The sequence below is a fragment of the Polaromonas sp. C04 genome (assembly GCF_002002705.1).
Lineage (GTDB): Bacteria > Pseudomonadota > Gammaproteobacteria > Burkholderiales > Burkholderiaceae_C > Rhodoferax_A.
This window is the reverse complement of sequence record NZ_MUNS01000020.1, coordinates 208,278-235,152: the sequence shown is the minus strand read 5'-3', so window position 1 is coordinate 235,152 and position 26,875 is coordinate 208,278. Positions and strand designations below refer to the sequence as shown.

Sequence of the window (26,875 nt, the reverse complement as noted above, 5' to 3'; positions counted from 1 at the left end):
TCCCGTCCGAGGGGGCGGGGCAAGCCATCGTTTGCTATTGAATTAATAGCTATACGCGAACGCTGGACATGGGCTACAGTCACTTTTTATCAAGTTTTTGGCCACTCCACGAATTGCGGTTCATGCCCGCGCGATTTGAGCCAGTCGGCCAGCGCGTAGCCGGTGCCGGCGGGCCAGCACTTCACCGCCTGCGGCGTGTACAGCCGGTAATCCGCCAGTTCGGGTGACAGCCGCACCTCGCCTTCGGCCAGCGCATGGTAGGCGATGATGATCTGGTTCATGCGCTGGAAGTCGTACACACCAATCAGATCGAGCGCGCGGGCCTCCAGGTTGGTTTCTTCCTTGATCTCGCGCGCGATACCGCCCTCGGGCGTTTCGCCGGCTTCCATGAAACCCGTGATCAGCGCATACATCTTGCCGGTCCACGCGGCGTTGCGCGCCAGCAAAATCTGCCCCTGGTATTCGATCACGGCCGCCAGCACGGGCGTGGGATTGTTCCAGTGGGTGTAGCCGCAGGCCACACAGCGCAGCCGCTCCTTCTCGCCGCCGTCCTCCAGTTGGGCGATCCACTCCAGCGGCGTCGCGCAGTTGGGGCAGAAGCGGAATTCCTGGCTCATGCGGGAAACACGCCGGTCGAGAGGTAGCGGTCGCCGCGGTCGCAGACGATGAACACGATGGTCGCGTTTTCTTCGCGCCTGGCGATCTCCTGCGCCACCCAGCATGCCCCGCCTGACGAAATCCCCGCAAAGATCCCCTCCTCGCGTGCCATGCGCCGGGCCATCTCCTCGGCCTCGTCCTGGCTCACGTACACCAGCTCGTCTACATAGGTTGCGTCATAAATCTTCGGCAAATATTCCTGCGGCCACTTGCGGATGCCGGGGATGCGCGAGCCCTCGGACGGCTGCGCGCCCACCACCTTGACGCCCGGGTTTTTCTCTTTCAAATAGCGCGACACGCCGGTGATGGTGCCGGTGGTGCCCATGGCGCTCACAAAATGGGTCACCTTGCCGTGCGTGTCGGCCCAGATTTCGGGGCCGGTGGTCTCGTAGTGAATGCGCGGATTGTCCGCGTTGGCAAACTGGTCGAGCACATGGCCCTTGCCTTCCTTCTGCATTTTTTCGGCGAGGTCGCGCGAGTATTCGATGCCGCCACTCTTGGGCGTCAGAATCAGCTCGGCGCCGAACGCCTTCATGGTCTGGGCGCGCTCGACCGACAAGTCCTCCGGCATGATCAGCACCATGTGGTAGCCCCGGATCGCGGCCGCCATCGCCAGCGCAATGCCGGTGTTGCCCGAGGTCGCCTCGATCAACGTGGTGCCGGGCTTGATCTCGCCGCGCTCTTCGGCGCGCTTGATCATCGACAGGGCGGGCCGGTCCTTGACCGAACCGGCCGGGTTGTTGCCCTCGAGCTTGCCGAGGACTACATTGCCGCGCTGGGCGTTGCCGTCGGCGTTGATGCGCTGCAGCGCCACCAGCGGGGTTTTGCCGATAGTGTCTTCAATCGTTAGGTAGTTCATAGCCAGCACTGTGCCATAATTTCGGATTACCCTCCTGCCGCCCGGGTGGTGAAATTGGTAGACGCAGGGGACTCAAAATCCCCCGCCGCAAGGCGTGCCGGTTCGATTCCGGCCCCGGGCACCAGCGCTAGAAGACTCCAAGCCCCTATCCCAACGGATATGGGGCTTTTTTATGGGAAATGCAGGTGCTGGCAGGCGGGGCAAGCCAGACCGGTGCAGCAGATTCGAACGCGCGAACTATAAATAAGTACACCTGTTCGGGAGCTCATCATGCGCACGCTCGGTTGTTGGTCCAGCTGGTTCTGGCGAGGTTTTTCAGCGTCGCTGCTGGCGCTGAGCCAGGCCGCCACAGCGGCGCCCCAGTCTGCGCAGGTACAGGCCATGCTGGATGCGCTCAACCGGGCCGATGCGGCCGTCGTGGGCGTGCAGGTCACGGCGATAGACGGTGCACGCACGGCCGAGACGCTGGGCCAGGAGCGCAGCGGCTCGGGCGTGGTCATTGGGCCGGACGGACTGATCCTGACCATTGGCTACCTGATGCTGGAGGCCGACCAGATCCAGATCGTGACCCAGGACCACAAAACGCTGCCCGCCAGAGCCGTGGCCTATGACCTGGCCACCGGTTTTGGGTTGATCAAACCGCTGCTGCCGCTGCGCGGCATCAAACCCGTGAAGCTGGGCAGCTTGAAAGAACTGGAGTTGGGCGAGCCGGTGATTGTGGCCACCGGCGGTGACGGCGGCGGGGTGGCCATTACGGAGCTGGTCAGCAAGCGCGCATTTTCCGGCAACTGGGAATACCACATCGAAGCGGCGCTGTTCACCAGCCCGCCCATTGCCGATCATGCGGGCGCACCACTGTTCAACCGCAGGGGCGAGCTGGTGGGCATTGGCAGCCTGCTGGTGCTGGATGCCACGGGCGAGGGTGAAGGCCTGCCCGGCAATATGTTTGTGCCGGTCGACCTGCTCAAACCCATTTTGGCGGAGCTGCAAAAAACCGGCAGCAGCAAACCAAGCCGGCGCCCCTGGCTGGGGCTGACGTCCAGCGACCAGGGCGGTCATGTGCAGATCCTGCGCGTCAACCCGGACAGCCCCGCGCAATCGGCGGGGCTGCAGCCGGGCGACCTGGTACTGGCCGTGGATGGCACCAAGGTGGTCACACTCGATGCGTTCTATAAAAAACTCTGGGAGCACGCCGAGCCGAATGCCGAAATCCGGCTGACGGTACTGCAAGGCGCCGACGTCAAGACCATCAGCGTGCATGCGGTGGACCGCATGACGACTCTGCAAAAACCTGCAGGCATTTAAACCTTGCGGCACTCTATTTCTGGCAGCAGCCCTGTATCGACGGTCGGATAGCGCAGGATCAGCCGCAGTTCGCGCTTCATGCGCGTGTTGTCCATCAGGCGCGATTCATTCATGAAGCTGAGCAGCAGCAGCGGCAGTTGGTCCTGCGCGGTGTCGCGCGGCACGCGCGGGGGCTTGGGCAAGCCGTACAGCGTGGCCGCCAGGTCGAAATAAGCGCCCATCTTGAGCCGGGTGTCATCGTTCACGTTGTAGACCCGCTGCGGCTTGCCGCGCCACAGCGCCGCAGCACAGGCCCGCGCCAGATCATCGGCGTGGATGTGGTTGGTGTAGACGTCATCCTGATCTACCAGCACGGGGGTGCACTTGAGCAGGCGTGCGCGCGGCGTGCCGCCTTCGCGGTCCGCAGCGTAGATCCCCGGAATGCGCAGGATGCTGGTGCGTACCCGGCCGGCCGGCATCGTGCTGCGACCCAGAAACCGCACGGCCTGCTCGGCCGACACCCGTTTGCTGGCCCGGGGCGTGCGTGGGCTCACGGCCCGGGTCTCGGCCACCAGGGCACCCTGGCAGTCGCCATACACGCCGCTGGTCGAACCATAGACGAAAGAAGCGGGTGCAGAGCGCAGGCGCAGCACCTGGGTCAGCGCGCGCGTTCGCGGATCGCCCCAGCCCTCGGGCGGCGGCGGCGCCAGATAGACCACGCGCGTGGCAATGCCGGCAAGCCGGCGCAGGCTGGCCGGCACGTCCAGGTTGCCGTGCAAAGGGGTGATGCCGCGCGCGCGCAATTCGCTCACGCGCTGCGGCGACGAGGTCAGCGCGAGCAGCCGCATGCGGCCCGCCATGCCGCGCGCCACACGCATTCCGACGTCGCCACAGCCCACCATCAACACCCGTTCGCGGCGAAAGCGCGCGGGCAAGGCGCCAGGAGGGGATTGGTTTGAAGGCAAAATCGGGAGTTGGTGAAAAGAAGACTCCCCCGAGGATACCGAAAAGATGACCTTCAATATCTCTGTGCTGCCCAGTGGCCGCAGCTTTGTCGCCAATCCCGGCGAAGCGATTCTGGCGGCAGGCATTCGCGCCGGCGTGGGGCTGCCCTACGGTTGCAAGGACGGCGCCTGCGGTTCGTGCAAGTGCAAAAAGATTGAAGGCACGGTGGTGCACGGCCCGCACCAGAGCAAGGCGCTGTCCCCGGAAGAAGAAGCCAGCGGCTTCATCCTGACCTGCTGCGGCGTACCGCACAGCGACGTGGTGCTGGAGTCGCGCCAGGTGACGGACGAGAGCGCCTTCCCGATCCGCAAGATGCCCGTGCGCGTGGTCGGGCTGGAGAAAAAATCGCACGACGTCATGCTGGTCAAGCTGCAACTGCCGGCCAACGACACGTTCAAATACCACGCGGGCCAATACATCGAATTCATCCTGCGCGATGGCGCGCGGCGCAGCTACTCGATGGGCAACGCGCCGCACCGCGGACCTGGCGTGGAGCTGCACATTCGCCATATGCCCGGCGGCAAGTTCACCGACCATGTGTTCCATGCGATGAAAGACAAGGAGATCCTGCGCGTGGAGGGCCCGTATGGCAGCTTCTTCATGCGCGAGGACTCGACCAAACCGATGATCCTGCTGGCCTCGGGCACGGGCTTTGCGCCGATCAAGGCGGTGATCGAGCACATGCAGTTCAAGGGCATCGAGCGCCCCGCCACGCTCTATTGGGGCGGGCGCCGCCCCGAAGACTTGTATCTGGACGACTGGGTCAGGGCACGCGTGGCCGAAATGCCCAACCTGAGCTATGTGCCGGTAATCTCCGACGCGCTGCCCGAGGACAAATGGAGCGGGCGCACGGGCTTCGTGCACCAAGCCGTGCTGGAGGATTTTCCGGACCTCTCAGGCTACCAGGTGTATGCCTGCGGCGCGCCCATCGTGGTGGATTCGGCGCGCGCCGACTACACCCGCCTGGCGGGTCTGTCGCCGGATGAGTTCTACGCCGACGCGTTCACCACCGAGGCCGACAAGGCGCAGGCCGGCATCGCGGCCTGAGGCCGCGCTCAGGAGGAAGCCGGAGCCGCCTTTGCCGGCTGATGCCTGTGCATGGGGTGGCCGCCATGGTGGTGATGCGTCATCTTGTGGACTGGCGCGGCCTGATCCCCTTTTTCGAGGCTGGCTTTGTAGTCGGCCTCCGCGGCAGCCATGCGCTCCTCCCGCGTCGTCGTCGAGTCGGCCCCGGTCGGCGCCGCAGCAGCGGCAGCCTTGTGGGCGTGCCCGTGCATCCGCGTCTTGTGCGCTGCCGCCTTGTGCGGGGCAGCGGGCGCGGCGGTCGCAGGGGCGGTAGCCGGGGTGACGGCAGGAGTCGCTGGGGGAGTCTGGGCAAACGCGAGGCCACCGGTGGCGAGGGCAGCTGCAATCAGTAATGGGTGAATTTTCATCTTGGATTCCTTCAAAATCATGGAAAACATTCCACACCCATAACGCAGAGGACGACATGGAGACAGACAGCGTTCACGAAAAGTGATGTAAGGGATTGTCACGGTGGCGCGCGGGCCAATGTTTTGCACAATAAGGGCATGAAACGTCGACACCTCTTCCCTGCCCTGGCCCAGGCGCTGGCACTTTCTGCCATCCCTGCGCTGATCCTCTCCCCGTCCCTCGCGCAAGCCCAGGCGCGCCCGATCCGGCTCATCGTGCCTTACGGCGCGGGTGGCCCGATCGACCTGACGGCCCGCATTCTGGCAGAGGCCGTGAAGGAGACGCTCGGGCCGGTCATCATCGACAACAAGCCGGGTGCGGGCGGCAACATCGGCGCCGACATGATCGCCAAGGCCGCTCCCGACGGCCTGACGATCGGCATCGCAGCGACCGCCACCAACGCCGTCAACCCCTGGCTGTACCGCAAGATGCCCTACAACGCGGCGACCGATTTCGCGCCCATCACGCAAATCCTGCGTGTGCCCAACGTGCTGGTGATGAACGCCGAGACAGCCCGGCGCTTCAAGATCAGCAGCGTGCGCGACCTGATTGCGTATGCCAGGGCCCATCCCGGCACGCTCAACTACGGCAGCGGCGGCAATGGCAGTGCGGGCCACCTGGCCGGCGAAATGTTCAAGGCGCAAGCCGGGATTTTTGCCGTTCACATTCCCTACAACGGCGGCAACCCGGCGCAGCTGGCGTTGCTGAGCGGCCAGGTCGACTTCAACTTCGACAACCTTGCGACCGCCGCGCCCAACATCCGCTCGGGCAAGCTCAAGGCCATCGCCGTGACCACGCTCGCGCGCTCACCCGCGTTGCCGGACGTGCCGCCCGTGGCCGACACGCTCAAGGGCTTTTCGATCGATACCTGGTGGGGCCTGGTGGCGCCGGCGGGCACACCGAAAGAGGTGATTGCCAGGCTGAATCACGCGTTTGTGGCGGCGCTGAATGCCCCCAACACCAGAACACGCTTCGCCAGCCTGCTGGCGGAACCGGTCCCGAGCACGCCCGAGGCGTTCGGCGCCTTCATGAAGAGCGAGCTCGCGAAGTACGAGAAAGTGGTGAAGGCCTCGGGCGCCACCGTGGACTGAGGCCCATCCGCCCGGCCCACGGTCCGGCATCAGCGTCGGCGCCTTCAGTTAAGCGCGGTTCGGACGCCGTTCTTGTAGACGTAAAGCGTCACTGCAGGGTTGGTCAGTTCGCCATTGGCCGTAAAAGAGATATTCGCGGTTACGCCCTTGTAGTGCGTCTTGGCCAGGAACGGAACATAGACCTTGGGGTCGACTGAGTTGGCCCGCTTCATGGCGTCCACCAGCACAAAGGTCGCGTCATAGGCATAGGGACTGTAGATCTGGAATTGCCCCGGGAATTTGGCGTCGTACCGTTTCTTCCAGGCCGGTCCACCCTGCATTTTTTCTATTGAAGCGCCGCCTGTCGCACAGGTCACGTTCTTCAGGGCGCCTGCATTCGAGGCGAGCTCGGCCAGTTTTTCGGTGCACAGCGCATCGCCGCCGAAAAACTTCACGTCGACCATGCCCAACTGCTCCATCTGGCGCAGCATCGGACCGGCCTGGGCATCGAGCCCGCCGTAAAAAATCGCATCCGGCTTCTTGCTCTTGAGCGACGTCAGGATCGCCATGAAGTCGGTTGCCTTGTCATTGGTGTATTCCGCGCCGACAACCTGCAGACCCTTTTTGACCGCGGTCTCCTTGAACACCGCCGCAACCCCCTGGCCGTATGCGGTCCGGTCGTCAATGATGGCCACCTTCTTGACTTTCAGCGCGTCCGCAGCGTACAACGCCAGCGCGGCACCCAGCGCATTGTCATTGGCAATCAGCCGGAAGGTGGTTTTGTAGCCAGGCTTGGTCAGATCCGGATTGGTGGCAGAGGCCGTGATATTGGGAATGCCGCACCGGTTGTAGATGGCCGACGCGGGAATGGACGTCCCTGACTGGAGATGCCCGACCACCCCGGCAACTTTGGAGTCGCACATTTTCTGCGCCACGGCGGTGGCTTGCCGCGGGTCACCGGCATCGTCTTCGGCATCGATTTCGAATTTGATTTTCTTGCCGCCAATCACCGGGTTCTGCGCATTGATTTCGTCAATGGCCAGGCGAACCCCGTTCTCGGTGTCCTTGCCGATGTGGGCAATCCCGCCAGAGATCGGACCCGCATGCCCGATCTTGACGATTTGCACGTCCTGGGCCATAGCCATGGACGCCGCCACGGTCAACGCGGTCGCAGCAGCAAGTTGGAAGGAGAAAGTCGATTGTGCCCAGTGTTTCATCATGTCGTTCTTGAACAAATAAAGGAGGATTCGACGGGACGCCCCGCAGGGCCGCCCGAAGAGCGTCATCCTACATCTTTGCCCTGCGCGATCACACCCCTGCCGCGGCAAAACCCCGTCACTCGCCCAGATAGGCCGCGCGCACCTTCGGGTCGCTCAACATCTGTTTGGCATCGCCGCTCATGGTGATGATGCCCGACTCCATGACATAGCCGCGATTCGCAATGCTCAGCGCCCGGCTGGCGTTCTGCTCGACCAGCAGGACGGTCACGCCCTGTGCGTACACGTCGCGAATCACCTCGAAGATCTTGTCCACCATGATGGGGCTCAGGCCCATGGACGGCTCATCCATCAACAGCACCTTGGGCCGGCTCATCAACGCACGGCCCATGGCCAGCATTTGCTGCTCGCCGCCCGACATGGTGCCGGCCAGCTGGTCCTTGCGCTCCTTCAGGCGCGGGAAGATGGTGAACATCTTGTCGATATCGGCCGCTATGTCGGCCTTGTCGTTGCGCACGTAGGCGCCCATCTGCAGGTTCTCGGTAATGCTCATGCGGGCAAACACGCCGCGGCCCTCGGGCACCATGGCCAGACCCTGCTTGACCAGATCCCAGGGCCCCTGGCCCTTGATGCTCCTGCCCATGTATTCGATGTCGCCGTCGGCAATGGAAAGACTGCCGGTAATGGCCTTCATGGTGGTGGTCTTGCCGGCCCCGTTGGAGCCGATCAGCGAGACCAGCTCGCCTTCGTGCACCTCGAAGTCCACCCCCTTGACGGCCTGGATGCCCCCGTAGGCGACCTTCAGGCCGCTCACTTTGAGTAATGTATTTGCGTTGGTGTTGGCCATATCAGTGTCCCCCTGTCCCCAGGTAGGCCTCGATCACTTTTTCGTTCTTCTGCACGGTAGCGGGTGTCCCTTCGGCAATCTGCTTGCCGTAGTCCAGCACGGTGACGCGGTCGCACAGTCCCATGACGAGTTTCACGTCGTGCTCGATCAGCAAGATGGTGCGGTTGTCATTGCGGATGCGATTGATCAGTTCGCGCAGCAGCACTTTTTCAGTTGCGTTCATGCCGGCCGCGGGCTCGTCCAGCGCAATCAGCTGCGGGTCGGTGGCCAGCGCTCGCGCAATCTCCAGGCGGCGCTGGTCGCCGTAGCTCAGCGTGCGCGCCTTGTAGTCGGCGAACTTGCCAATGCCCACGTAGTCGAGCAGCTCATGCCCGCGCTTGGCAATGGCGGCTTCCTCGGCCTTGAAGCCGGGGCCGCGAAAAATCGCGCCGAATACACCCGAATGGGTCCGCACATGGCGTCCCACCATCACGTTCTCGATCGCCGTCATGTCGGAGAACAGACGAATGTTCTGGAAGGTACGCGCAATGCCGGCCTTGGCGACTTCGTGCACGGCATGCGGCTTGTACGGTTTTCCGGCCAGCTCGAAGGTGCCGCTGTCAGGGGTGTACAAGCCCGTGAGTACATTGAAGAACGTGGTCTTGCCGGCGCCATTGGGCCCGATCAGGCCGTAGACCTGGCCGCGCTCGATGCGGATGCCCACGTCGCTCAGCGCCTGCAAACCGCCGAACCGCTTGGAAACGCCGGAGACGTTGAGGACTGTATCTGTATCTGCCATATCGCCCTCCTTATTTCTTGGTTAGCAGTGACTTGCCACGCTCGGGCGAGGGCCACAGGCCGCGCGGACGCAGCAGCATGATGATGATCATGGCCAGTGCAATCAGCAGCTGGCGCAGGATGGCGGAGTCGAGCCGGCCGCCGGTCATGCCCTGCAGCGGACCGGCAACGAAACGCAGCACCTCGGGCAGCGCCGACAGCAGCACGGCGCCCAGGATCACGCCGGGCAAATGCCCGGTACCGCCCAGCACCACCATGGCGACGATCATCACCGACTCCATCAGGCTGAATGACTCGGGTGACACAAAGCCCTGGAAAGCCGCAAACATGGTGCCTGCCACGCCGCCAAAGGTGGCGCCCATGCCGAACGCGAGTAATTTCATGTTGCGGGTGTTGATGCCCATGGCCTTGGCCGCAATTTCGTCTTCCCGAATGGCCATCCAGGCGCGGCCGATGCGTGACAACTGAAGGCGGTGGCAGATCACCACGCTGATGATGACCAGCGCCAGGAACAGGTAGTAATACAGGCTGACCGAGGCGACCTCGAAGCCAAACACCGTGACCGGCCGGCCCAGGTTCAACCCAAAGAGGGTGATGGGGTCGATCTGGTTGACCCCTTTCGGGCCATTGGTGAGATTGATGGGCTGGTCCAGGTTGTTCATGAACACCCGGATGATTTCACCGAAACCGAGTGTCACGATCGCCAGGTAGTCGCCGCGCAGCTTGAGTACCGGCACGCCCAGGATCACGCCGAACGCACCCGCCAGCAGGGCGCCGGCCGGAAGCACCAGCCACAGCGGTGAATGAAGGCCCTGGGGAAACATGGCGGCGATGGCCGGAAAGTTGTCCGTCAGTTGCGGCGAGGCCAGCAGGCCGTACATGTAGGCACCAATGGCGAAGAAAGCCACGTAGCCCAGGTCCAGCAGGCCGGCAAAGCCCACCACGATGTTCAGGCCCAGGGCCAGCATCACGTACAGGAGCGAGCTGTCGAGGATGCGGATCCAGGCATTGCCCGCGCTTTGCAGCACCAGCGGCAGGATCAGCAGTGCGATGCCTGCCAGGAAGAAAACAATCAGTTGGTTTTTCTGTTTCATGTCGAGTCTCCTTGGCCGCGCTCAGGACCGGTCCGCCACACGTTCACCCAGCAGGCCCGATGGCCGCAGCGTGAGCATGCCGATCAGCACGATAAAGGCGAAGATGTCGCTGTAGTTGCTGCCGAGAAAACCGCCCGTCACTTGCCCGATATAACCCGCGCCGATGGACTCGATCAGTCCGAGCAGAATGCCGCCGACCACGGCGCCGGCCAGGTTGCCGATGCCGCCAAACACGGCAGCGGTAAAGGCCTTGAGGCCGGGCAGGAAACCCATGGTGTGCTGCACCGTGCCGTAGTTGGAGGCGTACATCACACCGGCAATGGCGGCCAGCACCGCGCCGATGACGAAGGTGGCCGAAATCACCTGGTCGGGCTTGACGCCCATCAGGGCCGCCACCCCCGGGTTCTCGGACGTGGCGCGCATGGCCCGGCCGAGCCGCGTGTAGTTCACCACCCACATCAGCACGGCCAGCGAGACCGCGGTAAAGCCCAGAATCAGGATCTGCGTCGGCGTGATCACCGCACCGCCGATACTCAAAGGCGCACTCGGCAGCAGCGTCGGATACGGTTTGTAGTTGGGCTTCCAGATGATCATGGCCAGCGTCTGTAGCAGCAGCGACATGCCGACGGCGGTAATCAGGGGAGCCAGTTTGGGGGCGTTGCGCAGCGGCCGGTAAGCCACTTTCTCGATCACGAAGTTGAGCGCGGCGGCCACCACGCACGCGATGATCAGCGAGATCAGCAAGACCAGCCAGCCTGGCGTGCCGGGCATCGCGTCGCGCATGTAGCCGATGATGGTCCAACTGGTCATGGCCCCGACCATCAGCACTTCGCCGTGCGCAAAATTGATCAGGTTGATGATGCCGTACACCATGGTGTAGCCCAGGGCGATCAAGGCATACATGCTGCCCAGCACCAGACCGTTGATGATCTGCTGAAGCAGGATATCCATAAAAATTCTCCGTTTTGTAATCGGCTGATGCGCTAGCTGACATCTGCTTGGGCCAGAAAAGCTGACCGGTTTGCAGTGTGACCTTGTGAGTCTTTTCTTTCACCTAGCAAAAACCCGCCAGTGTGCAGCCGGTGGCGGGTTTGTGGTGCGAGATTGTAGCGAAGGGCCGTTCACGCATGGCGCTGATTTGCGCGGGTTTACCCTTGGTCAAGTCCGACAATCAGGGCTTTTAAAGCTTATTAGTTTTTCTGATTATTGAGGCGTTTGAGCTCGCGCAAGCGCTCCGCGATCCGGATCTCCAACCCGCGCTCCACCGGGCGGTAGAAGCCCGGCGCCGTCATGTCGTCGGGCCAGTAACGCTCGCCCGCCGCAAAGCCACCGGCCTCGTCGTGCGCGTAGCGGTAGTTCTTGCCGTAGTCCAGCGTCTTCATGAGCTGGGTCGGTGCGTTGCGCAAATGCAGCGGCACCGCGCGCGTGCCGTCCTTCTTCACAAAACTTTTCGCCTCGTTGAAGGCCTTGTAGACCGCGTTCGATTTGGGCGCCACCGCCAGATAAACCACACATTCGGCCAGCGCCAGTTCGCCCTCGGGGGTGCCGAGCCGCTCATACACTTCAGCCGCATCGAGCGCCAGGCGCAGCGCGCGCGGATCCGCCAGACCGATGTCTTCGCTGGCCATGCGGATCAGCCGGCGCGCCATGTAGCGCGGGTCGGCGCCGCCGTCGAGCATGCGCACCAACCAGTACAGCGCGGCGTCCGGATCGGAGCCGCGCACCGATTTGTGCAGCGCGCTGATGGTGTCGTAGAACTGCTCGCCGCCCTTGTCATAGCGGCGCATGCGCTCGCCCAGCACCTTGAGCAGCCAGGCATCGGTGATCTCGCTGCGCTGCTCGCGCCCGGCCGCCACCGCCAGTGTCTCCAGCGTGTTGAGCAGCCGCCGCGCGTCGCCATCGGCGTACGCCACCAGGCGCTCGACCGCTATTGTTTCAATAGCTGGTACCGCATGTATGGCCTGGGCTTTGGCCACTATTTGCTTTAAGTCCGCTTCCGACAACGGCTGCAGCACGTACACCGTGGCGCGCGACAGCAACGCGGAGTTGACCTCGAACGAGGGGTTCTCGGTGGTCGCACCGATGAAGGTGAACAGGCCGCTCTCCACATGCGGCAGGAACGCATCCTGCTGGCTCTTGTTGAAACGGTGCACCTCGTCGACAAACACGATGGTGCGCCGCCCGCCGCCGCCCAACAGGTTGCCCTGCGCCACCTGGGCCTGCTCCACCGCCTCGCGGATGTCCTTCACCCCGCCCAGCACCGCGCTGATGGTGATGAACTGGGCGTCGAACGCGTCGGCCATGAGGCGCGCGATGGTGGTCTTGCCGGTGCCCGGCGGCCCCCACAAAATGCAGCTGTGCGGCTGGCCCGACTCGAACGCGATGCGCAGCGCCATGCCCTCGCCCAGCAAATGCTGCTGGCCCACCACCTCGCCCAACGTGTGTGGGCGCAGGCGCTCGGCCAGCGGCACGTTCGGGCTCACTGGGTAACCTCCATGCTCCGCATTGCGGTGCGAGCTTGCTTGGGGCGGCCCGGCGCGGCGCTCATGGACCACTCATCCCTGCGCGCGCCGTCACTGGCGGATCACGTCCGCCCCCGCGGGCGGCTTGAACACGAAGGCGTCGGCCGGCAGGGCGGCGTTGACCTCGAACTTGCTGAAGGTCAGCACCGAGCGCTGGCCAAAGCTGTCCAGGATCTCCAGCACGGCGAGCTGGCTGCCGCCGTTGCCCGGCTTGAAGCCGACGCGCACGCTTTGCAGCTGGCCATCCCTGGCCTTCGGGGTCGCGACCACCCACTGCAAGCCGTCCTTGTCCGGCGCGTCCTGCAGGTTGAAGTCGGCCTGCAGCGCGTGCAGATCGGGCGCCGCGGCAATCAGCGCGGCCGGCGTGGAGGCCAGCAGCTGCGCCTGCTTGCGCGCCGTCACCTGGTTCAAATCCACGTCGTACAGCCACAGCGTCTGGCCGTCGGCCACGATGCTTTGCTCGAACGGCTTCTGGTAGAGAAACTTGAAGCGGTTGGGGCGCAAAAACTCGAAGGTACCGGTCGACGTCTTGCTGCGCGCACTCTGGCCGGGCCTGGCCGGCGCGGTCACGACCTGGCTGAATTCGGCGCGCCCGCTCTTCACCGTCTTGACGAACGACTCAAGGCTTTCCATGCCTCCAGCCCTTGCCAGTTGTGCACATCCAGCTATCAAAATAATAGCCAGCAGGTTTCGCAGGGAATTGACTTGCATCTGCATCGCGCTTACTCCGCTCGCGCCGGCACGAGAATCTCGCGCTGGCCGCTGCCGCTCATGGCGCTCACCAGGCCGGCCTTTTCCATGTCTTCGACCAGCCGCGCGGCGCGGTTGTAGCCGATCTTCAAATGGCGCTGCACCAGCGAAATGCTGGCCTTGCGGTTTTTCAGCACCACCTCGACCGCCTGGTCGTACATCGGGTCCTTCTCGCCGCCGCCGTCCGGCGCGCCATCAACGCCCTCTTCGCCATCGACCGTGCCGCCTTCGAGCACGCCTTCGATGTAGTTGGCCGGGCCCTGCGACTTCAGGTAGCTCACCACGCGGTGCACTTCCTCGTCGCTCACAAAGGCACCATGCACGCGGATCGGAAAGCCCGTGCCGCTCGGCATGTAGAGCATGTCGCCCATGCCGAGCAGGGCTTCGGCGCCCATCTGGTCCAGGATGGTGCGCGAGTCGATCTTGCTGCTGACCTGGAACGCGATGCGCGTCGGGATATTCGCCTTGATCAGGCCGGTGATCACGTCCACGCTGGGGCGCTGCGTCGCCAGGATCAGGTGGATGCCGGCGGCGCGCGCCTTTTGCGCCAGCCGCGCGATCAGCTCCTCGATCTTCTTGCCCACCACCATCATCAGGTCGGCCAGCTCGTCGATCACCACCACGATGTGCGGCAGGCGGTCGAGCGGCTCGGGAGAATCGGGCGTCAGGCTGAACGGGTTGTAGATGAATTCCTCGCGCGCCGCGGCCTCGTCAATCTTGGCGTTGTAGCCCGCCAGGTTGCGCACGCCCATCTTGCTCAGCAGCTTGTAGCGGCGCTCCATCTCGGCCACGCACCAGGTCAGGCCATGCGCCGCCTGGCGCATGTCGGTCACCACGGGCGCGAGCAGGTGCGGAATGCCCTCGTAGACTGACATCTCCAGCATCTTGGGGTCGATCATCAAGAGCCGCACATCGCGCGCCTCGGCCTTGTACAGCAGCGACAGGATCATGGCATTGATGCCGACCGATTTGCCCGAGCCCGTGGTGCCGGCCACCAGCACGTGCGGCATCTTGGCCAGGTCGGCCACCACCGGGTTGCCCACGATGTCCTTGCCCAGTCCCATGGTCAGCAGCGACTTGGCTTCGTTGTAGATTTGCGAGCCCAGAATTTCGGACAGCTTGATGGACTGGCGCTTGGCGTTGGGCAACTCCAGCGCCATGTAGTTCTTGCCCGGGATGGTCTCGATCACGCGGATCGAGATCAGGCTCAGCGAGCGCGCCAGATCGCGCGCCAGATTCACCACCTGCGCGCCCTTCACGCCGGTGGCCGGCTCGATCTCGTAGCGCGTGATCACCGGCCCCGGCGAGGCCAGCACCACGCGCACTTCCACGCCAAAATCCTTGAGCTTTTTCTCGATCAGGCGGCTGGTCATCTCCAGTGTCTCGGGCGCCACGGTTTCCTGGCGCGTGAGTGCCCCGTCGAGCAGATCCACCTGCGGCAGCTTGCTGTCCGGCAGCTCCGTGAACAGGGGCTTCTGGCGTTCCTTGGCCACGCGCTCGCTCTTGGGGACCGCGACCAGCAGCGGCTCGATCAGGACCGGGTTGGGATGGTGCTCTTCAATCTCGGTCCGCTCTTCCAGCAGCACTTCCTCGCGTTCGCGCGCGGCCTGTTTGCCCAGCGCCAGATCCTCGGCGATTTCGCGTTTTTCGCGGCGCGACTCGACCAGCGAATAAAGCTTTGCGCCGACGCGCTCGGCCACATGCGCCCACGAAAAGCGGAACACCAGCGCGGCGCCGATCACCCCCAGCACAATGCCCACCAATCCCGAGCCGGTGAAGCCCAGCCATTTGACACTGGCGGGTCCGACCAGATAGCCCAGCACACCACCGGCAGAGCCTGGCAGGCTGGACTCGAAACGGTACATGCGCGACCACTCCAGCGCCGTGCTCGCGCACAGCAGCAGCGCCAGGGCGCACCAGAACGCCGCGCGGCTGGCGGCAAACCGGCCCAAGCGCGAAGCATCATGGGGCGCGGACGCCATCTTGGCAGCCGGGTCATCTCCGCGCAGCCCGCGCGCCAGCGCCGCAAGCCAGGCACGCACCGCGGCCGCAAAGCACCACCAGGCGGAAAAACCCAGTAGGAAATAACTGGCGTCGGCAATCCAGGCCCCCAGGCGGCCGCCCAGGTTGCGCACCGGACCGCCGTAGCCCGAAGTGGACCAGGCGGCGTCCTGCGGCGAGTAGCTGAGCAATGCCAAAAGCCAGAAAACGATGGCCAGCAGCGCCAGAATCAGGCCGACCTCATGAACGAAGCGGGTAGCGCCGAAGCGTTCCGTTGTTTTGACGGACGAAGACGAATTCAGGGTATTGAGCGAGTAAGTCATAGGCGAAACGTAGGGCGCCAGCTTACCCGAAACCAGAGTGGGAAAATCAGTCCAGCGGTTCGATCCGCTCCCTGATCACCATGGAGCCGTTCTCCTGTATTTCGGTGAAGCCGCGTTCCTCGAGATCCTTCATGACCCGGCTGACCATCTCGCGCGAGGCACCCACCATTTTGGCGATATCCTGGCGCGAAACCTTGTCGCGGATCACGAGCGTGCCATCCGGTTCGGGCTTGGCAAACTCCAGCAGGGCACGCGCCACGCGGCCGTACACGTCCATCAAGGCCAGCGATTCAATCTTGCGGTCGGCGTGGCGCAGCCGCTGCACCAGGCCGCGCATGACCGCGTAGGCCATGGAGGAGTTTTCCGGCAGGCAGCGGGCAAACTCGGCGTGCCCGAGCATCAGCACGTCGGTCTGCACCTCGGCGCGAACCGTGGCGGAATGCGGCTCGTCGTCGATCAGGCTCATCTCGCCGATGTAGTCGCCCGGCTGCATGCTGGCCAGAATCACCTCGCGGCCGCGGCTGTCGGAGGTCACGACGCGGGCGCGTCCGGTCAGGATGATGAACAGGGCGTTGGCCTTCTTGCCCTGCTCCACGATGGTCTCGCCGCGTTTGAACCGGTGCTTGACAATCGCCGCCGCCACGGCCTCGGCCTGCACCGAGGTCAGCATGGAAAACAGTGGCACACGGCGCAATAATTCCAGGTTCGACAACATCGACATTTCGGCTAATCTCCGCAGTCCACCCCTTGGCGGGGCTTTTGGTTTTTACAATGACGCACGTGGGTTCAGGGTTGATACCTTGTAACCGACCCCAAACTGTACACCGCCCTGTGGTTTTCCCTTTCCGAATGTAACTATGTCTAACACAAAACACGCCCGCGTCCTGATTCTGGGTTCCGGCCCCGCCGGCTATACCGCCGCCATTTATGCGGCGCGCGCCAACCTCAAGCCGATGCTGGTGACCGGCATTGCGCAAGGCGGCCAGCTCATGACCACGACCGACGTGGACAACTGGCCCGCTGATGTGCATGGCGTGCAGGGCCCCGAGTTGATGCAGCGCTTTCTGGAGCATGCCGAGCGCTTCAACACCGAGATCGTTTTTGATCACATCAACACGGTCGATTTGAGCCAGCGGCCCTTCACGCTCAAGGGCGACAGCTTCGAGTACACCTGCGACGCGTTGATCCTGGCCACGGGCGCGTCGGCGCAGTACCTCGGGTTGCCGTCCGAGTCGGCGTTCATGGGGCGCGGCGTCTCCGGCTGCGCCACCTGCGACGGCTTTTTCTACCGCGAGCAGGTGTGCTGCGTGGTGGGTGGCGGCAACACGGCGGTGGAAGAGGCGCTGTACCTGTCCAACATCGCCAGCAAGGTGTACCTGGTGCACCGCCGCGACAAGTTCAGGGCCGAGGCGATCCTGATCGACAAGCTGATGGAGAAAGTGGCCGCCGGCAAGATCGAACTCAAGCTGCACACCGTGCTCGACGAGGTGCTGGGCGATGCCTCCGGCGTCACCGGGGTACGCCTGAAGAACGTCAACAGTGGCGCCACCCATGACCTGATCCTCAAGGGCTGCTTCATTGCCATCGGGCACCGGCCCAACACGGAAATTTTTCAGGGCCAGCTCGAGATGAAGAACGGCTACATCATCACCAAAACGGGGCTGCAGGGTTTTGCCACCATGACCAGCGTGCCCGGCGTTTTTGCCGCCGGCGACGTGCAGGACCATGTTTACCGCCAGGCCATCACCAGCGCGGGCACGGGCTGCATGGCCGCACTGGATGCCCAGCGCTTTCTGGAGCAGTAACGGGGTTGTTGGGGGAAACCGTTATAATTCAAGGCTTTGCTGAATTCAGCCCCCGGTTTCGTTCCGGGGATCTCAGGCAGCAAATCGGGTTACCGCCACCCTCTCATTGGCGAGGTGAGGCCTTCACAATCAAGTGACGGCCGTTGAAAAGTATCGGAGTGTCCTCATGGCACGCGTATGTGAAGTCACGGGCAAAGGCCCGATGGTCGGGAACAATGTTTCCCACGCCAACAACAAAACCAAGCGCCGGTTCCTGCCGAACCTGCAATACCGCCGTTTCTGGGTCGAGACCGAGAACCGCTGGATTCGTCTGCGCATCTCGAATGCCGGTCTGCGCCTGATCGACAAAAATGGTATTGACTCCGTGCTCGCCGACCTGCGCGCACGCGGCCAGGCCTAAACCCACATTACTGGAGCAGCATCATGGCAAGCAAAGGCGGACGCGAAAAAATCAAGCTGGAATCGACGGCCGGTACCGGTCACTTCTACACCACCAGCAAGAACAAGAAAACCATGCCCGAGAAAATGGCGATCATGAAGTTTGATCCCAAGGCTCGCAAGCATGTGGAATACAAGGAGATCAAGCTGAAGTAATTCGGCTTGCCTCTCCCATGAAAAGCCCGCTGTTGCGGGCTTTTCTTTTTGCTGCAGCAGCTCACGGGTGCCATCGGCTTGCGGCGCGCGCCGGATCGGCCCTAGACTACCCCCAAGTTCAACTTGTCGGGCCGTTTTCCAATGTCACATGCGCGGGTATTGACCCTGACATGCGTGGCCATGACGGCTTTCGCAGGCAACTCCCTGCTGTGTCGGCTGGCCCTGAAGAACACCGGCATTGACGCGGCCAGCTTCACATCCATTCGCATTCTCTCCGGCGCCCTGGCGCTGTGGCTGATCGTGCGAATCCGCGGCGGCGCACCCGGCACATCGGGGAATTGGCCCTCGGCGTTTGCACTTTTTTGCTATGCAGCCTGTTTCTCGTTTGCCTATGTCGGTCTGCCGGCCGCAACAGGCGCACTGCTGCTGTTTGGCGCCGTGCAGGTCACGATGATCGGCTATGGACTGTGGATCGGTGAACACCTGTCGGCGCGGCAGATCACGGGTCTGGTGCTCGCGTTTGGCGGGCTGGTGGGACTTCTGCTGCCCGGGCTGTCGGCTCCGCCGCTCCGTGAGGCCACGCTCATGCTGGCCGCCGGCGTGGCTTGGGGTATCTACTCCTTGCGCGGCAGGGGCACCCAGGACCCGATCCGCGTGACCGCGGGGAATTTCCTGCGCTGCGGGGGTTTTGCGGTGGGCTTGAGCGCGGCGATGCTGGCGCGGACCTCGCTGGACAGTTGGGGAATCGGCTATGCCATCGCGTCAGGCGCCTTTGCGTCCGGTGTGGGCTACGCCATTTGGTATACCGCATTGCGTGGGCTCAAGGCGACCAGCGCGGCCAGCGTCCAGCTCAGTGTGCCCGTCATCGCCGCCGGGGGCGCCATCGTGCTGCTCGGCGAATCCATGACGCTACGCCTGCTCGTTGCGTCCGTCGTCATTCTTGGGGGAATCGCCCTGGTGATTTTCGACAAGCGCAAAAGCCGGTGACGCGACCCAAGTGCAGCGGCGTGTGCGCCGCACGGCATGTCACCCTGGCGCGCGCGGTGCACAAAAAAAGCCCGCGGCTGCAGGCTTTTTGAGGCGACCGGGGGCGTTGACCCCGAAGCATCAGGCACGCACGGCGCGCAGCTTGATGGAAAACTCTCTCAAGGCAGCAATGCCGCTTTCCTCGGCGCGGTGACACCAGGCCGCAAGATCAGCGGCCAGTTGCTCGCGCGACTGCGAGGTATTCAGCCACAGCTGGCGCAGCTCTTCGCGCATGGTCACCATCTTGTCCAGCACCGGGTGCGCGGCGCGGGCCTGGGCCAGTTGCGGCACGGCGCCAGCGGGCACCTTGTCGGCGTCGCGGTGCAGCCAGCGCCGGGCGGACTCCAGCTCCGATACATCGCCCTGCCTGGCCTTGAGCGCCGCAATTTCGGCCTTGCAGGCACGGCGCAGGTCGCGCGCGTAGCCCGCCATCACCTCGTAGCGGTGGGCGATCAGCGCTTCGAGCGTCTTCTCGTTGGCCACCGGCTGGATGGCGCCGAGCTGCAGCCTGGGAACGGTCTTCTTGACACGGGCCAGGCCGGCCTTTTCCAGCAACCTGATATAGCCCCAGCCGATGTCGAATTCGTAGGGTTTGACCGAGAACTTGGCCGACGTCGGATAGGTGTGGTGGTTGTTGTGCAGCTCTTCACCACCAATGATGATGCCCCAGGGCGACACATTGGTGCTGGCATCCGGCGCCTCGAAATTGCGATAGCCCCAGAAGTGCCCCACGCCATTGACCACGCCAGCGGCCCAGAACGGGATCCAGACCATCTGCACCGCCCACACGGTCAGGCCGGCGGCGCCAAACAGCGCCAGGTCGATGATCATCATCAGGCCCACGCCTTGCCAGCTGTAGCGCGTGTACACGTTGCGCTCGAGCCAGTCGTTCGGGCAGCCCTGGCTGTACTTGCTCAGGGTTTCCTGGTTTTTGGACTCGGCGCGGTACAACTCGGCACCCTGCCAGAACACCTTCTTGATGCCGTGCGACTGCGGGCTGTGCGGATCGTCGATGGTTTCGCATTTGGCGTGGTGCTTGCGGTGGATCGAGACCCACTCCTTGGTGACCTGCCCAGTCGCCAACCAGAGCCAGAAGCGGAAAAAATGCGCTGGAATCGCGTGCAGATCGAGGGCGCGGTGCGCCTGATGGCGGTGCAGGTAGATCGTCACGCTGGCGATCGTGATGTGGGTGGTCGCTAGCGTGTACAGCACGATTTCCCACCAGGACAGGTTCCACAGCCCGTTCGCGAGCCAATCGATGCCCGCGTTCAGCACGGACCAGTCAGGTAATAACATTTCAACAAGCCTTTTCAATGAGCTTTTTGCAGGCGTCATTCGCCTAAATAAAAGCCTCTCATTTTATGATGGCGCAAGAAAAATAGATATTGAGACCCGGCACTCTTGCAAATATCGGGGCTTTTGGGCTAATTTTTCACCCAAACGGCGGCAAAGAAGCCGTCTGTTCCATGCCGATGCGGCCACAACCGCAGGTATTCGGTGCCGCGGGCAGGACCACTGCACAGGCTCACGGCGTTTTCGACCTTCAGATTGGACAGGAGTTCCCCCACGTCCAGTGGAGTGAACTCACTGTTTGCCGCGGTAAACGCCTGGGCAATCGCCTCGTTTTCCTGCGGCAGCACACTGCAGGTGGCGTACACCAGCCGTCCGCCGGGCTTGAGCAGCCGGGCGGCACTTTGCAAAATCGCCGCCTGCTTGACCACCATCTCCGCCACCGACTGGGGCGACTGGCGCCATTTGAGGTCGGGATTGCGGCGCAGCGTGCCCAGGCCGGAGCACGGCGCATCGACCAGCACGCGGTCGATCTTGCCGGCCAGGCGCTTGATGCGCTCGTCGCGCTCGTGCGCGATGGCCGCCGGATGCACGTTGGACAGCCCGCTGCGTGCCAGCCGCGGCTTGAGCGCATCGAGCCGGTGCGCCGAGGTGTCGAACGCATACAGCCGTCCGGTGTTGCGCATGCACGCGCCAATAGCCAGTGTCTTGCCGCCCGCGCCGGCGCAAAAATCCACCACCATTTCGCCGCGCTTGGCGTCCAGCAGCAGCGCCAGCAACTGCGAGCCTTCGTCCTGCACCTCGATCGCGCCGCGCGCAAAGGCCTCCACCTTGGTCAGCGCGGGCTTGCTGTCCAGCCGCAGGCCCCAGGGCGAGTACGGCGTCGCCACAGATTTGATGCCGGCCTTGGCCAGTTCCTTTTGCACTTCGGGCCGCTTGTCGGTCAAGGCATTGACGCGCAAATCGAGTCCCGCGCTTTTGTTCAGGCTGTCCACCAGCGGCCAGAACTCGTCCCCCAGCTGCTCGCGCAGCGGCTGCACCAGCCACTCGGGCAGGTTGTGGCGGTGCCGCTCCATCAAGTCAGCGACATTGATCTGGTCGCACTGGTCGAGCCAGTTTTTCTCCTGGTCTGTGAGGGCACTCTTGAGAAAATCGCGCGGGCCGTGGAAACCCAGAATCGCCAGCCGGCGCTCCTTGGGACCGCTGCCCGAGGGCGCCAAGTGGTCGAACAACAGCTTCTTGCGCAGCACGGTATAGACCGTCTCGGCCAGCGTGGCGCGCTCGCGCGGGCCAAACTCCTTGTGGTCGCGGAAAAAGCGCGACACGATGGAGTCGGCCGGGTGATCGAATTTGAGGGTCAGCCTGACGAGTTCAGAGCAGGCATCAAGCAGGGCTTTAGGATGCATAGCCTGCGATTGTCCCATGCATGTCTTTTTTCACCCGTTGCCCATCATGTCCGAAGAATCCCTGCCGCCGCTGATCACCACGCCGCCCGGGCGCTACCGCCACTACAAGGGCCACTTGTACGAGGTCGTCGGCACCGCACGCCACAGCGAAACACTGGAGCCCCTGACGCTGTACCGCGCGCTCTACGGCGAGCACGGCCTGTGGGTGCGGCCCGCGGCGATGTTCAACGAAGACATCGTAATCGACGGCGTGGCACAACCCCGATTCACCCGGGTTTACGAATGAAAAGTGCCTGTATCCCTTGCTGGCTATTCGCTGTCAGCTATAAATTTGGAAGCAACTGCGCGATTGCGCGCGGGTAGAGCAGGTGCTCCTGGGTGCGAACCCGCGCGGCCAGCGTCTCGGGCGTGTCGTGCGGCAGCAGCGGCACCACGGCCTGCGCCAGGATCGGACCGTGGTCCAGTTCCGCCGTCACCTGATGCACGGTGGCCCCGGCCACCTGGCAGCCGGCCTCGATCGCGCGCTGGTGCGTGTGCAAGCCCGGGAAGGCTGGCAACAGCGAGGGGTGGATGTTGAGCAGCCGCCCCTCGTAGCGACTGACGAAATCCGGCGTCAGGATGCGCATGAAACCGGCCAGCACCACCAGCGCCGGCTGATGGCGCTCGATGGCCGCGGCCAGTGCGGCGTCGAACGCCTCGCGCGACGGATGCACGGTGTGCTCGACCACCTCGGCCGCAAGGCCCTGCTCGCGCGCGAAGACCAGGCCCCTGGCCGTGGCCTTGTTGCTGATGACGGCCGCCACACGGGCGCCCCATTTCCCCTGCCAGCCGTCACGCCGGGCCGCCCGCACGATGGCCGCCATGTTGGAGCCCTCGCCCGAGATCAAAATCACAATGTTTTTCATAGTTGGCGGAATTATCGGGCTCACCCGGACGCGCTTGTCCACCCGGTTGGGGGCCGACAGGAAAACGTGCTGGCGCAGCACCTGCAAAGCGTGCAAAACTATGCCTGCCGCCGGGCTTGTCGCCACTTGGACAGAAGCAATCGAACGGTCGTGCTAAAAACGGCAATTCTGCCCGGCATTCACTGGAGATTTATCGAATGGATTTGGCCTTTACCCCCGAAGAACAGAAGTTTCGCGAAGACATCCGCAGCTGGGTGCACGCGAACCTGCCTCCCGACATCTCGCACAAGGTGCACAACTCCCTGCGCCTGTCGCGCGACGACATGCAGCGCTGGGCCAAGATCCTGGGCAAGAAAGGCTGGCTCGGCTGGGGCTGGCCCACGCAGTTCGGCGGCCCGGGCTGGAACGCGGTGCAAAAACATTTGTTCGAGGAAGAATGCGCGCTGGCCGGTGCGCCGCGCGTGGTGCCGTTCGGCCCGGTGATGGTGGCGCCCGTGATCATGACCTTCGGCAATGCCGAGCAGCAAAAGCGCTTCCTGCCCGGCATTGCCAGCGGCGAGGTCTGGTGGAGCCAGGGCTACAGCGAGCCGGGCTCGGGCTCCGACCTCGCCTCCGTCAAGACCCGGGCCGAGCGCCAAGGCGACAAATACATCGTCAACGGCCAGAAAACCTGGACCACCCTGGGCCAGTACGGCGAATGGATTTTCTGCCTGGTGCGCACCAGCACCGAGGGCAAGCCGCAAACCGGCATCAGTTTTCTGCTGATCGACATGAAGTCGCCCGGCGTGACGGTGCGCCCCATCGTGCTGCTGGACGGCGAGGCCGAGGTCAACGAGGTCTGGTTCGACAACGTCGAAGTGCCGGCCGAGAACCTGATCGGCGAGGAGAACAAGGGCTGGACCTACGCCAAGCACCTGCTGAGCCACGAACGCACCAACATCGCCGACGTAAACCGGGCCAAGCGCGAACTCGAGCGCCTCAAGCGCATCGCCAAGGCCGAGGGCGTGTATGAAGACACCCGCTTCCGCGACGAGATCGCCAAGCTCGAGGTCGATGTGGTGGCGCTGGAGATGATGGTGCTGCGCGTGCTGTCGGCCGAGAAGTCGGGCAAGAATTCGCTCGACGTGGCGGGCCTGCTCAAGATCCGCGGCAGCGAAATCCAGCAGCGCTACAGCGAACTCATGATGCTGGCCGCCGGCCCCTACAGCCTGCCCCTCATTCATGAGGCGATGGAAGCCGGCTGGCAGGGCGACTACGTGGGCGCCGCCCACTGCGCGCCGCTGGCCTCGACCTACTTCAACCTGCGCAAGACCACCATCTACGGCGGCAGCAACGAAGTGCAACGAAATATCGTCGCTCAGACAGTACTCGGTTAAGGAACAAAAATGGACTTTGATTTCACGGACGACCAGGAACATCTGCGCGACGCGGTGCGCAAATGGGTGGACAAGGGTTACAGCTTCGAGCGCCGCCAGGGCATCGTCCGCGCCGGCGGCTTCTCGCGCGAGGCCTATACCGAACTCGCGCAACTCGGCCTGGCCGGCCTGTACATCCCCGAAGCCCATGACGGCCTGGGCATGGGCCCGGTCGAGGGCATGGTGGTGATGGAGGAGCTCGGGCGCGGCATCGTGCTGGAGCCGCTGGTGCAGACGCTGATCGCCGGCGGCGTGCTCTCGGGCTACGCCCCCGAAGCCGTCAAGGCCGCGTGGCTGCCCAGGATTGCCAGCGGCGAAGCGCTGGTCGTGCTGGCGCAACAGGAGCGCGCGGCCCGCTACCAGCTCGATGTCTGCGCGGCCAAAGCGGCGCAAGCCGGCACCGGATGGACGGTGAGCGCTAGCAAAAGCATAGTATCCGTGGGCGACCAGGCCGACGCTTTCATCGTGCCCGCTACCGTGGACGGCAAGCTGGCGCTGTTCCTGGTGGAGCGCAGCGCCGCCGGCGTCAGCACCCGCGGCTACGGCACGCAGGATGGTGGCCGCGCCGCCGAGATCACCCTCGAGGATGCCCCGGCCAGCCTGATCACGCTCGACGGCTTGAGCGCACTGGAACACGCGGTCGACATCGGCATCGCCGCCACCTGCGCCGAAGGCGTGGGCGTGATGGACAAGACGATGGCGATCACGGCCGAGTACCTGAACACGCGCAAGCAGTTCGGCGTGTTCATCGGCAGCTTCCAGGCGCTGCGGCACCGTGTTGCCGACATGAAAATGCAGCTGGAGCTGGCGCGCTCCATGAGCTACTACGCCGCGCTCAAGCTCAACGCCCCCACCGAGGAACGGCGCCGCGCGCTGGCGCGCGCCAAGTACCAACTGGGCGTGTCGATGCGCTTTGTCGGCCAGCAGGCGGTGCAGCTGCACGGCGGCATCGGCGTGACCGACGAGTACATCGTGAGCCACTACTTCAAGCGGCTCACGCAGATGGAGATGACCTTTGGCGACACCCTGCACCACCTGGGCGAGGTCTCGCAGCGCATGCAGGACAAGGCCGGCGTATTCGCATGACGCTTCGCCATTGATAGCAAACAATGCCCGCAGGTCCTGGACTTGCGGGCTTTTTTATTCGAACTGGAGAACGCCATGATGACCACCCGTCGCCTGTTCCTCGGGTTGATGACCAGCACCGTGCTGCTGGCCGGCTGCGCCACCGGGCCCAGCTTGCAGGAAGCCCCGCCCATCGTCTTCGTGCATGGCAACGGCGACAGCGCCGCGCTCTGGCAGACCACGATCTGGCGCTTCGAGTCGAACGGCTGGCCGGCCAATCGCCTGCATGCCATCGATGTGCCCTACCCGCTGGCGCGCGACGACGACAGCAAGCCACAGGCCGGACGCTCGTCAACCGCGGAGAACATGGCGTACCTGAGCGCCGCGGTCGACCAGGTGCGCCGGGCGACCGGGGCCAGCCAGGTGGTGCTGGTGGGCAACTCGCGCGGCGGCAACGCCATTCGCAATTACATCCGGAACGGCGGTGGTGACAAAACCGTGAGTCAGGCCATCCTGGGCGGCACGCCCAACCACGGCGTCTGGGCCATCAAGGGCTTCAACGAAGGCAACGAATTCTCGGGCACCGGGCCATTCCTCACCGGGCTCAATGCGCCCAAGGGTCCGAACGGCGATGAAGTCACGCCTGGCGTGAAATGGCTGACGATCCGCTCCGACAATAACGACAAGTACGCCCAGCCCGACGGCCTGTGGATCGGCGCCAAGGGCAAGCCCACCAATGTGACGTTCGAGGGCCCGGCGCTCAAGGGGGCGACCAATGTGGTGATTCCGCGTGTCGACCATCGCGAAACCGCGTTTTCGCAAGCGGCCTTCGGCGCCATGTACACCTTCATCACCGGCCACGCGCCCCGCACGCTGGCCATCGTGCCCGAGGCGGCGCCCGTGCTGGGTGGCAAGGTCACCGGCCTGGGTGTGCAGTCCAGCGACCCCGCCTCCGGCGACTTCAGCAACAACCTGCCGTTGGCCGGTGCGCAGCTGGCGGTGTATGCGACCGACCCGGCCACGGGCGAGCGCATCGGCGCTGCCGTGCTCAGCCAGACCATCGCCGCCGACGGGTTGTGGGGCCCGTTCAAGGCACAAGCCGGTGTGCCGTATGAGTTCGTCATCAGCGCACCGGGCTACGCCACCACGCACATTTACCGCAGCCCGTTCCCCCGCTCGAGCCGCATCGTGGACATGCACCCGGAGCGACTGAAGGCCGGCGACCAGGGCGCCGGCTCGGTCGTCACGCTGACGCGTCCACGCGGCTATTTCGATGCCGTGCGCGACAAAATCAGCTTCGACGGCCAGACGCCCCCACCCGGGGTGCCGCCCGCCGGCGTCGCTGGTGTTTCGAGTTCGACCCTCAAGACCGCCCCGGCGGGCATCCGTGCCATCACGGCCGAATTCAACGGCGAGCGGATCACCGGGCGTACCTGGCCCGCGGCCGGGAACAATGCGGTGGTGCTGGAACTGACGAACTGAAGACGGCG

At 64.0% G+C, this 26,875-nt stretch carries 27 protein-coding genes and 1 tRNA gene; 12 read left to right on the top strand and 16 right to left on the bottom strand.

What is annotated here, in order from left to right; all coding sequences use genetic code 11:
- Positions 1 to 89: 89 nt before the first annotated feature.
- Together B0E49_RS02390 and cysM are read right to left on the bottom strand one after the other, a co-directional pair.
- Positions 90 to 617, bottom strand: coding sequence for an NUDIX hydrolase (locus tag B0E49_RS02390; RefSeq protein WP_077560364.1), 528 nt, complete (start codon positions 615 to 617; stop codon positions 90 to 92).
- On the bottom strand, positions 614 to 1,516 hold the full coding sequence (cysM, locus tag B0E49_RS02385) for a cysteine synthase CysM (protein WP_077560363.1): 903 nt from the start codon (positions 1,514 to 1,516) through the stop codon (positions 614 to 616). Before cysM ends, B0E49_RS02390 begins: the two co-directional genes overlap by 4 nt.
- Positions 1,517 to 1,555: 39 nt before the next feature.
- Between cysM and B0E49_RS02380 the strand changes: the two genes are divergently transcribed.
- Positions 1,556 to 1,640 (top strand) — tRNA-Leu (locus B0E49_RS02380).
- A gap of 146 nt (positions 1,641 to 1,786) precedes the next feature.
- A complete protein-coding gene (locus B0E49_RS02375; protein WP_077560362.1) occupies positions 1,787 to 2,821 on the top strand; it encodes a S1C family serine protease in 1,035 nt (344 codons plus the stop codon).
- Here B0E49_RS02375 and B0E49_RS02370 read toward each other — a convergent pair.
- A complete protein-coding gene (locus B0E49_RS02370) occupies positions 2,818 to 3,765 on the bottom strand; it encodes an NAD-dependent epimerase/dehydratase family protein (protein WP_077560361.1) in 948 nt (315 codons plus the stop codon). The genes B0E49_RS02375 and B0E49_RS02370 overlap by 4 nt on opposite strands.
- A 46-nt stretch (positions 3,766 to 3,811) precedes the next feature.
- Here B0E49_RS02370 and B0E49_RS02365 point away from each other — a divergent pair, with 46 nt between their 5' ends.
- Positions 3,812 to 4,852 (top strand): CDP-6-deoxy-delta-3,4-glucoseen reductase, encoded by a 1,041-nt coding sequence (locus B0E49_RS02365; protein WP_077560360.1) that lies wholly within the window; start codon positions 3,812 to 3,814, stop codon positions 4,850 to 4,852.
- An 8-nt stretch (positions 4,853 to 4,860) separates the two neighbouring features.
- On the opposite strand, the gene B0E49_RS02360 is transcribed toward B0E49_RS02365, so the two are convergent.
- Positions 4,861 to 5,259, bottom strand: coding sequence for a hypothetical protein (locus B0E49_RS02360; protein WP_077560359.1), 399 nt, complete (start codon positions 5,257 to 5,259; stop codon positions 4,861 to 4,863).
- A gap of 117 nt (positions 5,260 to 5,376) precedes the next feature.
- Here B0E49_RS02360 and B0E49_RS02355 point away from each other — a divergent pair, with 117 nt between their 5' ends.
- Complete coding sequence (locus tag B0E49_RS02355) at positions 5,377 to 6,369, top strand: Bug family tripartite tricarboxylate transporter substrate binding protein (RefSeq protein ID WP_077560358.1); 993 nt, start codon at positions 5,377 to 5,379, stop codon at positions 6,367 to 6,369.
- A gap of 44 nt (positions 6,370 to 6,413) precedes the next feature.
- Here the strand turns inward: B0E49_RS02355 and B0E49_RS02350 are convergent, their stop codons facing one another.
- The 9 genes from B0E49_RS02350 to B0E49_RS02310 form a co-directional block, all read right to left on the bottom strand.
- Positions 6,414 to 7,493, bottom strand: a complete 1,080-nt coding sequence (locus B0E49_RS02350) for a branched-chain amino acid ABC transporter substrate-binding protein (protein WP_286137747.1) — start codon at positions 7,491 to 7,493, stop codon at positions 6,414 to 6,416.
- A gap of 190 nt (positions 7,494 to 7,683) precedes the next feature.
- Entirely contained in the window at positions 7,684 to 8,412 is a 729-nt protein-coding gene (locus B0E49_RS02345; protein ID WP_077560356.1) for an ABC transporter ATP-binding protein, read from the bottom strand.
- A gap of 1 nt (position 8,413) precedes the next feature.
- Positions 8,414 to 9,190, bottom strand: coding sequence for an ABC transporter ATP-binding protein (locus tag B0E49_RS02340; protein WP_077560355.1), 777 nt, complete (start codon positions 9,188 to 9,190; stop codon positions 8,414 to 8,416).
- A gap of 10 nt (positions 9,191 to 9,200) precedes the next feature.
- A complete protein-coding gene (locus B0E49_RS02335) occupies positions 9,201 to 10,283 on the bottom strand; it encodes a branched-chain amino acid ABC transporter permease (protein ID WP_077560354.1) in 1,083 nt (360 codons plus the stop codon).
- Between the two features lie 21 nt (positions 10,284 to 10,304).
- Positions 10,305 to 11,234, bottom strand: a complete 930-nt coding sequence (locus tag B0E49_RS02330; protein WP_077560353.1) for a branched-chain amino acid ABC transporter permease — start codon at positions 11,232 to 11,234, stop codon at positions 10,305 to 10,307.
- A 239-nt stretch (positions 11,235 to 11,473) separates the two neighbouring features.
- Entirely contained in the window at positions 11,474 to 12,766 is a 1,293-nt protein-coding gene (locus B0E49_RS02325; protein ID WP_077560352.1) for a replication-associated recombination protein A, read from the bottom strand.
- Positions 12,767 to 12,856: 90 nt separating this feature from the next.
- Complete coding sequence (gene lolA, locus B0E49_RS02320; protein WP_077560600.1) at positions 12,857 to 13,516, bottom strand: outer membrane lipoprotein periplasmic chaperone LolA; 660 nt, start codon at positions 13,514 to 13,516, stop codon at positions 12,857 to 12,859.
- A gap of 11 nt (positions 13,517 to 13,527) precedes the next feature.
- The gene (locus B0E49_RS02315) at positions 13,528 to 15,879 is read right to left on the bottom strand and encodes a DNA translocase FtsK (RefSeq protein ID WP_077560351.1); all 2,352 of its coding nucleotides are present in this window, start codon (positions 15,877 to 15,879) and stop codon (positions 13,528 to 13,530) included.
- 46 nt (positions 15,880 to 15,925) lie between these two features.
- The gene (locus B0E49_RS02310) at positions 15,926 to 16,600 is read right to left on the bottom strand and encodes a Crp/Fnr family transcriptional regulator (RefSeq protein WP_077560350.1); all 675 of its coding nucleotides are present in this window, start codon (positions 16,598 to 16,600) and stop codon (positions 15,926 to 15,928) included.
- A 136-nt stretch (positions 16,601 to 16,736) separates the two neighbouring features.
- Between B0E49_RS02310 and trxB the strand changes: the two genes are divergently transcribed.
- From trxB to B0E49_RS02290, 4 genes are all read left to right on the top strand, one after another.
- On the top strand, positions 16,737 to 17,684 hold the full coding sequence (trxB, locus tag B0E49_RS02305) for a thioredoxin-disulfide reductase (protein WP_077560349.1): 948 nt from the start codon (positions 16,737 to 16,739) through the stop codon (positions 17,682 to 17,684).
- A 166-nt stretch (positions 17,685 to 17,850) separates the two neighbouring features.
- On the top strand, positions 17,851 to 18,084 hold the full coding sequence (gene rpmB, locus B0E49_RS02300; RefSeq protein ID WP_077560348.1) for a 50S ribosomal protein L28: 234 nt from the start codon (positions 17,851 to 17,853) through the stop codon (positions 18,082 to 18,084).
- Between the two features lie 23 nt (positions 18,085 to 18,107).
- Entirely contained in the window at positions 18,108 to 18,278 is a 171-nt protein-coding gene (gene rpmG / locus B0E49_RS02295) for a 50S ribosomal protein L33 (protein WP_048439087.1), read from the top strand.
- Positions 18,279 to 18,419: 141 nt separating this feature from the next.
- Entirely contained in the window at positions 18,420 to 19,265 is an 846-nt protein-coding gene (locus B0E49_RS02290) for a DMT family transporter (RefSeq protein ID WP_077560347.1), read from the top strand.
- Positions 19,266 to 19,385: 120 nt separating this feature from the next.
- Here B0E49_RS02290 and B0E49_RS02285 read toward each other — a convergent pair whose 3' ends face one another.
- On the bottom strand, positions 19,386 to 20,600 hold the full coding sequence (locus B0E49_RS02285) for a DesA family fatty acid desaturase (protein ID WP_077560346.1): 1,215 nt from the start codon (positions 20,598 to 20,600) through the stop codon (positions 19,386 to 19,388).
- Between the two features lie 128 nt (positions 20,601 to 20,728).
- Positions 20,729 to 22,000, bottom strand: coding sequence for an RsmB/NOP family class I SAM-dependent RNA methyltransferase (locus B0E49_RS02280; protein WP_077560345.1), 1,272 nt, complete (start codon positions 21,998 to 22,000; stop codon positions 20,729 to 20,731).
- Positions 22,001 to 22,046: 46 nt separating this feature from the next.
- Here B0E49_RS02280 and B0E49_RS02275 point away from each other — a divergent pair, with 46 nt between their 5' ends.
- Positions 22,047 to 22,286, top strand: coding sequence for a DUF1653 domain-containing protein (locus tag B0E49_RS02275; protein WP_077560599.1), 240 nt, complete (start codon positions 22,047 to 22,049; stop codon positions 22,284 to 22,286).
- Between the two features lie 37 nt (positions 22,287 to 22,323).
- Here the strand turns inward: B0E49_RS02275 and purN are convergent, their stop codons facing one another.
- Positions 22,324 to 22,905: a phosphoribosylglycinamide formyltransferase gene (purN, locus tag B0E49_RS02270; RefSeq protein WP_077560598.1), complete on the bottom strand. Its 582-nt coding sequence runs from the start codon at positions 22,903 to 22,905 to the stop codon at positions 22,324 to 22,326.
- A 197-nt stretch (positions 22,906 to 23,102) separates the two neighbouring features.
- Between purN and B0E49_RS02265 the strand changes: the two genes are divergently transcribed.
- The 3 genes from B0E49_RS02265 (at position 23,103) to B0E49_RS02255 (ending at position 26,867) form a co-directional block, all read left to right on the top strand.
- Positions 23,103 to 24,281, top strand: coding sequence for an acyl-CoA dehydrogenase family protein (locus B0E49_RS02265; protein WP_077560344.1), 1,179 nt, complete (start codon positions 23,103 to 23,105; stop codon positions 24,279 to 24,281).
- A 9-nt stretch (positions 24,282 to 24,290) separates the two neighbouring features.
- Positions 24,291 to 25,406, top strand: coding sequence for an acyl-CoA dehydrogenase family protein (locus tag B0E49_RS02260; RefSeq protein ID WP_077560343.1), 1,116 nt, complete (start codon positions 24,291 to 24,293; stop codon positions 25,404 to 25,406).
- Positions 25,407 to 25,484: 78 nt separating this feature from the next.
- Positions 25,485 to 26,867: an alpha/beta fold hydrolase gene (locus tag B0E49_RS02255; protein WP_077560597.1), complete on the top strand. Its 1,383-nt coding sequence runs from the start codon at positions 25,485 to 25,487 to the stop codon at positions 26,865 to 26,867.
- Positions 26,868 to 26,875 lie beyond the last annotated feature (8 nt).

What these genes read in the sequence shown, in the direction of transcription:
- B0E49_RS02285 (WP_077560346.1), bottom strand. Translation starts at nt 20,600, where the DNA reads ATGTTATTACCTGACTGGTCCGTGCTGAACGCGGGCATCGATTGGCTC.
- B0E49_RS02265 (WP_077560344.1), top strand. Translation starts at nt 23,103, where the DNA reads ATGGATTTGGCCTTTACCCCCGAAGAACAGAAGTTTCGCGAAGACATC.
- B0E49_RS02315 (WP_077560351.1), bottom strand. Translation starts at nt 15,879, where the DNA reads ATGACTTACTCGCTCAATACCCTGAATTCGTCTTCGTCCGTCAAAACA.
- B0E49_RS02360 (WP_077560359.1), bottom strand. Translation starts at nt 5,259, where the DNA reads ATGATTTTGAAGGAATCCAAGATGAAAATTCACCCATTACTGATTGCA.
- B0E49_RS02345 (WP_077560356.1), bottom strand. Translation starts at nt 8,412, where the DNA reads ATGGCCAACACCAACGCAAATACATTACTCAAAGTGAGCGGCCTGAAG.
- B0E49_RS02255 (WP_077560597.1), top strand. Translation starts at nt 25,485, where the DNA reads ATGACCACCCGTCGCCTGTTCCTCGGGTTGATGACCAGCACCGTGCTG.
- B0E49_RS02340 (WP_077560355.1), bottom strand. Translation starts at nt 9,190, where the DNA reads ATGGCAGATACAGATACAGTCCTCAACGTCTCCGGCGTTTCCAAGCGG.
- B0E49_RS02355 (WP_077560358.1), top strand. Translation starts at nt 5,377, where the DNA reads ATGAAACGTCGACACCTCTTCCCTGCCCTGGCCCAGGCGCTGGCACTT.
- B0E49_RS02275 (WP_077560599.1), top strand. Translation starts at nt 22,047, where the DNA reads ATGTCCGAAGAATCCCTGCCGCCGCTGATCACCACGCCGCCCGGGCGC.
- B0E49_RS02310 (WP_077560350.1), bottom strand. Translation starts at nt 16,600, where the DNA reads ATGTCGATGTTGTCGAACCTGGAATTATTGCGCCGTGTGCCACTGTTT.
- B0E49_RS02290 (WP_077560347.1), top strand. Translation starts at nt 18,420, where the DNA reads ATGTCACATGCGCGGGTATTGACCCTGACATGCGTGGCCATGACGGCT.
- B0E49_RS02375 (WP_077560362.1), top strand. Translation starts at nt 1,787, where the DNA reads ATGCGCACGCTCGGTTGTTGGTCCAGCTGGTTCTGGCGAGGTTTTTCA.
- lolA (WP_077560600.1), bottom strand. Translation starts at nt 13,516, where the DNA reads ATGCAAGTCAATTCCCTGCGAAACCTGCTGGCTATTATTTTGATAGCT.
- B0E49_RS02365 (WP_077560360.1), top strand. Translation starts at nt 3,812, where the DNA reads ATGACCTTCAATATCTCTGTGCTGCCCAGTGGCCGCAGCTTTGTCGCC.
- cysM (WP_077560363.1), bottom strand. Translation starts at nt 1,516, where the DNA reads ATGAACTACCTAACGATTGAAGACACTATCGGCAAAACCCCGCTGGTG.
- purN (WP_077560598.1), bottom strand. Translation starts at nt 22,905, where the DNA reads ATGAAAAACATTGTGATTTTGATCTCGGGCGAGGGCTCCAACATGGCG.
- B0E49_RS02280 (WP_077560345.1), bottom strand. Translation starts at nt 22,000, where the DNA reads ATGCATCCTAAAGCCCTGCTTGATGCCTGCTCTGAACTCGTCAGGCTG.
- trxB (WP_077560349.1), top strand. Translation starts at nt 16,737, where the DNA reads ATGTCTAACACAAAACACGCCCGCGTCCTGATTCTGGGTTCCGGCCCC.
- B0E49_RS02260 (WP_077560343.1), top strand. Translation starts at nt 24,291, where the DNA reads ATGGACTTTGATTTCACGGACGACCAGGAACATCTGCGCGACGCGGTG.
- B0E49_RS02350 (WP_286137747.1), bottom strand. Translation starts at nt 7,493, where the DNA reads ATGGCTATGGCCCAGGACGTGCAAATCGTCAAGATCGGGCATGCGGGT.
- rpmB (WP_077560348.1), top strand. Translation starts at nt 17,851, where the DNA reads ATGGCACGCGTATGTGAAGTCACGGGCAAAGGCCCGATGGTCGGGAAC.
- B0E49_RS02330 (WP_077560353.1), bottom strand. Translation starts at nt 11,234, where the DNA reads ATGGATATCCTGCTTCAGCAGATCATCAACGGTCTGGTGCTGGGCAGC.
- rpmG (WP_048439087.1), top strand. Translation starts at nt 18,108, where the DNA reads ATGGCAAGCAAAGGCGGACGCGAAAAAATCAAGCTGGAATCGACGGCC.
- B0E49_RS02390 (WP_077560364.1), bottom strand. Translation starts at nt 617, where the DNA reads ATGAGCCAGGAATTCCGCTTCTGCCCCAACTGCGCGACGCCGCTGGAG.
- B0E49_RS02335 (WP_077560354.1), bottom strand. Translation starts at nt 10,283, where the DNA reads ATGAAACAGAAAAACCAACTGATTGTTTTCTTCCTGGCAGGCATCGCA.